The organism is Moorena sp. SIO4G3 (assembly GCF_010692305.1).
GTDB classification, from domain to species: Bacteria; Cyanobacteriota; Cyanobacteriia; order Cyanobacteriales; family Coleofasciculaceae; genus Moorena; species Moorena producens_A.
Map to the genome: position 1 here is coordinate 1 of NZ_JAAHIG010000526.1, position 5117 is coordinate 5117.

The 5117-nt window shown below is 42.2% G+C and carries 3 protein-coding genes and 1 pseudogene; all 4 read left to right on the plus strand.

Annotated elements, in window-relative coordinates:
• A pseudogene (locus tag F6J99_RS41865) lies at window positions 1-396 on the plus strand (efflux RND transporter periplasmic adaptor subunit); the annotation flags it as partial.
• A gap of 26 nt (window positions 397-422) precedes the next feature.
• Window positions 423-3593: an efflux RND transporter permease subunit gene (locus F6J99_RS41870; protein ID WP_293122544.1), complete on the plus strand. Its 3171-nt coding sequence runs from the start codon at window positions 423-425 to the stop codon at window positions 3591-3593.
• A 143-nt stretch (window positions 3594-3736) separates the two neighbouring features.
• The gene (locus tag F6J99_RS41875) at window positions 3737-4234 is read left to right on the plus strand and encodes a hypothetical protein (RefSeq protein WP_293122546.1); all 498 of its coding nucleotides are present in this window, start codon (window positions 3737-3739) and stop codon (window positions 4232-4234) included.
• Between the two features lie 16 nt (window positions 4235-4250).
• Window positions 4251-5117 (plus strand): hypothetical protein (locus tag F6J99_RS41880; protein WP_293122550.1); only part of this gene is annotated, 867 nt, incomplete at its 3' end.

A 5117-nucleotide genomic window follows, 5' to 3' on the forward strand; every position in this document is an offset into this window, starting at 1 on the left:
GATTTGGTGGAAGTCAAGAATGGTTTATTTGAAGGTGACCAGATTGTGGCTGAAGGGGGGGTGATGTTGTATGCCCAATCCTTAAGGGGTGGCTCTAAAGCTGATCACCATGAACATGAGCAAGAAGGGCATAATCATCAGGCAACATCCACTAACCTTAATGTTGCTAGCCTACCCTGGTGGTGGGTTTTTCCTGTAGGAGGGGTAATTACAGCTGGTGCTTTTATGCTGGGACAGCGCACTGCTTCACAACCAAGACCAGCACCTATAGAAATTTCAGATGAACCGACCAATAATAACTATCATTCCACTGCTGATGTCAAAGAAAATGGGCAGAGCAATGGGGATGGCTATTTAGATTCGGCCATTCCTAATAGTTTCGTAAACAGGCAATAATCAGCAAGGCTGTAGGTAAGACCAAAATGCTCAACTCCATCCTTAAGTGGTCTATTGCTCGACGCTGGCTAGTTGTAATTGGCGCTATCATCGTCACAGTTTGGGGATTTCGCATTGTTTCCCAAATGCCCTTAGATGTATTTCCCAATTTTGCTCCTCCCCAAGTTGAAATTCAAACGGAAGCACCGGGATTGGCTCCAGAAGAAGTGGAATCTCTAGTCACTTTGCCTGTCGAAAGTGCGATCAATGGCATTCCTGGATTGACTACAGTACGCTCGTCTTCGGGAGTGGGCATTTCTGTAGTAAAAGTTATCTTCAAATGGGATACTAATATCTATCAAGCTCGCCAGTTAGTAACTGAACGGTTACAACAAGCTGCTGCCAGATTACCGGAAGGAGTAGAATCACCACAAATTTCTCCCCTTTCCTCGCCCATTGGAACCATTCTTTCTTACGCTTTTACCATTGACGAAGATGTAGAGACGGGAGATGTCCCCTCTAAAATTGACCTAATGGCTGTGCGTCGATTGGTTGACCGAGATATTACCAACCAATTATTGGCAGTAGCGGGGGTAACTCAGGTAATTGCCTATGGGGGAGATGTGCGTCAGTATCAGGTACTGGTTGACCCTGGCAAGTTAACCGCTTTTGATGTTTCCTTAGCAGAAGTTACCGAAGCAGCAGCAGCAGCAAATACTAATGCGGCGGGTGGTTTTCTGATTAGTCCAGACAAGGAACTATTAATTCGAGGCATTGGACGAGTTGAGTCAATCGAGGATTTAGAACAATCGGTGGTAGTGGCACGTAATGGCACACCAGTGCTGCTTTCTGATCTCGCTGATGTGCGCATTGGTGCTGCCTTGAAGCGGGGTGATGGTAGCTTGGATGGGAAAAAATCGATTGTGGTGCTAGTTAACAAACAGCCCCTCGCTGATACTCCTACTGTTACCAAAGCGGTAGAAGTAGCCATGGAGGAAATTAAAGCGGGTTTGCCTGGGGATGTCAAGGTTACTGTTACCTTCCGCCAATCCGATTTTATTGATGCCTCAATTAAAAATGTCAGGAATGCCTTGCGCGATGGCATCATTATTGTTTCTATTATTTTGTTTCTGTTCTTGATGAACTGGCGCAGTGCCATTATTACCCTAAGCGCCATTCCTCTGTCTTTGTTGATTGGGATGATGCTACTCAATCTCTTTGGTTTGGGAATTAATACCATGACTTTGGGAGGACTAGCTGTAGCAATTGGGTCAGTGGTGGATGACTCAATTGTAGACATGGAAAATTGCTACCGGGGATTACGGAAAAATCAGCAAGCAGGAAATCCTCTCAACCCTTTACAGGTGGTTTATAACACTTCAGTGGAAGTGCGAGTAAGTGTGCTGTTTTCTACAGTAATTATCGCTGTAGTCTTCGCACCAATTTTTACACTTACTGGTGTTGAAGGTCGTATCTTTGCACCAATGGGAGTAGCCTATCTAGTGTCAATTTTTGCCTCTACATTTGTAGCCTTGACTCTGAGTCCAGCTTTGTGTGCTTTCTTGCTTGCTACTGTACAGTTACCGGAGGAAGAAACTTGGGTAGCACGGTTTTCTAAGAAACTATATCAGCCATTAATTCGGTTTTCTATTCATGCTCCCAGTCTAGTTTTGCTAACAGCAGTAGCAGGGTTTGTCGCTTCTCTAATTATTTTTACCTCTCTAGGACGAGTCTTCTTACCAGAGTTTCAGGAGCGATCGCTTGTCAATGCTTTCACTCTCTATCCCGGTGTCTCTCTGGAAATGACGAATCGCGCTGGTTCAGCCATGCAACTAGCTCTCAAAGATGACCCCCGGTTTGACTCAGTGCAATTACGTTCAGGGCGTGCTCCCGGTGATGCTGATGCTGGTAGTGTTACTCTCGGCCATTTGGATGTGGAAATTTCAGAGGAGGGGATGAAAGACCGAAAAGCAACGATTGAGAAACTGCGTGAGGAATTTGCCAAGTTACCGGGGGTAGCCCCTAGTATTGGTGGTTTTATTTCCCACCGCATGGATGAAGTCCTCTCAGGAGTCAGGAGTGCGATCGCAGTCAAAATTTTTGGTCCGGAACTTTCCGAATTACGAACTATTGGTGCTCAAGTTCGAGATGCCATGCAAGATATTCCTGGTGTGGTAGATCTAATTCTTGAACCCCAAATTCCGATCAAACAGGTGCAAATTACGTTTGACCGCCCTGCTGCTGCTCGTTATGGTCTTAGTGTTGGTCAGCTTTCAGAAATTGTTGAAACTGCTCTCAATGGTAGAGTTGTGTCGCAAGTACTCGAAGAGCAACAGTTATTTGATTTGGTAGTGTGGTTGAAAGCCGAATACCGCAATAATCTTAATACCATTAGCAACCTGCTGGTTGACACTCCCACGGGCACTAAGATTCCTCTTGCCCAAGTTGCTCAGATTACTTATGGTACCGGACCGAATACCATTAACCGCGAAAATGTTTCTCGCCTGATTGTGGTCTCAGCTAACGTTGCTGATCGAGATTTAGGTAGTGTAGTTGAAGAGATTCAAGCCACAGTCAAGCAGAGAGTGCAATTACCTTCCGGCTACTTTATCCAATATGGAGGACAGTTTGAATCAGAACAACGAGCATCTCAAAGTTTACTAGTATTCGGTACTCTGGCACTGATTGTGATTGCTGTTTTAATGTACTTTGCGGTGAAGTCAATCTCAGCAACAGTAATGATTATGCTCAATCTGCCTCTAGCATTAACTGGGGGAATTTTTTCCGTTGCCCTCGGTGGTGGTATTATCTCTGTTGCTTCCATGGTAGGGTTTATCACTCTCTTTGGTGTTGCTACCCGCAATGGTTTACTTCTGGTAGATAATTACAACAATAAATTGGCTCAGGGAATGTCTTTAAAGCAAGTAATTATTGAAGGTTCAACGGAACGATTAGTGGCAATTTTAATGACAGCATTGACTTCAGCGTTAGGGATGGTTCCTCTCGTAATTGGCACGGGGGCAGGGAAAGAAATTTTACAGCCATTGGCAATAGTTGTTTTGGGAGGATTGTTTACGTCTACAGCTTTAACCTTATTGGTATTACCAGCTTTGTATGCTCAGTTTGGTCGCTTTTTTATATCTCAACCCATCAATTCTGGGATTTCACCTGAAGAATTAAATTCATCCTTTAAACGTGGTTCAGTGGTGGGTCAATAGTGACAGGGAGCAGGGAGCAGGGAGCAGGGAGCAGGGAGCATAAAAACAAATTGTCTACTTCATAGTCAGTAAAACCGCTTTATTAAATGTAAATAGTTTTAGTGCTTATCAAAAAAATAAATTAGTTTTAAAGGAGTCAAACTATGAGTTCGTGGTTGCAGTCAAATTTAATTGTTATCTCTAGTGTGGTATTGATGTTTTTAGCCTCTTGCGGCAATAGTACACAGGATACTAATAAAACTACTTCCTCAGAGACAACTGCAAAAACTAATGAAGTTCACTCTTCCAATGATGGTCACAATCACTCCCACACTAATGGTGATGGTTACTCCCAAGGTGGTCAAATCATTGAATCTGGAAATTATCATTTAGAATTGTTGCCTATTGTCGAAAAACAGGGAATTCACTTAGACTTTTTTCTACAACAGGGCGAGGAACACAAAAGTGTATCTAATGCCAAAGTCAAGGCTCAAATCCAGTTACCAAATGGTGAGCAAAAGAATCTAGATTTCAGCTATGATCAGGCTGGTAAACATTACGCTGCTTTTTTACCAGGGAAAGCTACTGGGGAATATAAGGTGGTCATTCAAACTGACATTAACGGAAAAAAAATCAACGGTCGCTTTTCATTTAAACAATAAATTTTGAATAACTTTTGTGGGTAAAGACATCATGAATCGTTTGGTTAGCGCATTACTAGTTAGTTCTACTTTATTTCTGGCTCAAAGTTGTTCAACACCAGTGCAATCTGGAGATGCATCTGTTGAGGGACATAAACACCATGGTCACCATAATCACAATGAGCATGGTCATCACCATGGTAGCCATGGTCACGGAAATAAACCATCAGTAAAGACTAACGCTATACTAACCACTCCCTCAACAATTACTTTAGATAAACCAAATAATTTGGTAATTGATATTCAAGACTCGGAGGGAAATGCTGTTCCTGATTTTGAGGTTTTCCAAGAAAAAATAATGCATTTAATTGTAGTCAGTGATGATCTTAATTTTTACGATCATATTCATCCTGAGTACAAAGGAAATGGACGGTTTGAAGTTGAAGCTAATTTTCCTAAACCTGGTAATTACACTCTTTTTAGCGATTACAAACCAACCGGAAACTCAGAGCGAGTTTCTGTAGTAAAAGTAAAAGCACCAGGAACTAGTTCATCTCTAAGTGATATAGAAATCAAGAATGTAAAAGTATTTGGCAATACTAAGGTTGAGCTGAGTTTTGATAAACCCAAAGTTCAGGCTAATGAGGAAGTGATGATTAGCTTTAACTTAAAGAATGCTGCTAATAATAATCCAGTGACTGATTTACAAACTTATTTGGGAGAAGTTGGTCATTTAGTAATTGTTAAAAAATCAGCATCTATAACAGCATCTGATTACATTCATGCTCACGCACTTCCAGGTAAAACTACTGAACCGATACGTTTTGCTACCCAATTTCCGGAAACAGGCACATATAAAGTGTGGGGTCAATTTAAGCGTAATGGTGAGATTGTAACGGCTGAT

Excerpts from the sequence above, each read along its gene's own strand:
- F6J99_RS41870 (WP_293122544.1), top strand. The coding sequence starts at position 423 with ATGCTCAACTCCATCCTTAAGTGGTCTATTGCTCGACGCTGGCTAGTT.
- F6J99_RS41875 (WP_293122546.1), top strand. The coding sequence starts at position 3,737 with ATGAGTTCGTGGTTGCAGTCAAATTTAATTGTTATCTCTAGTGTGGTA.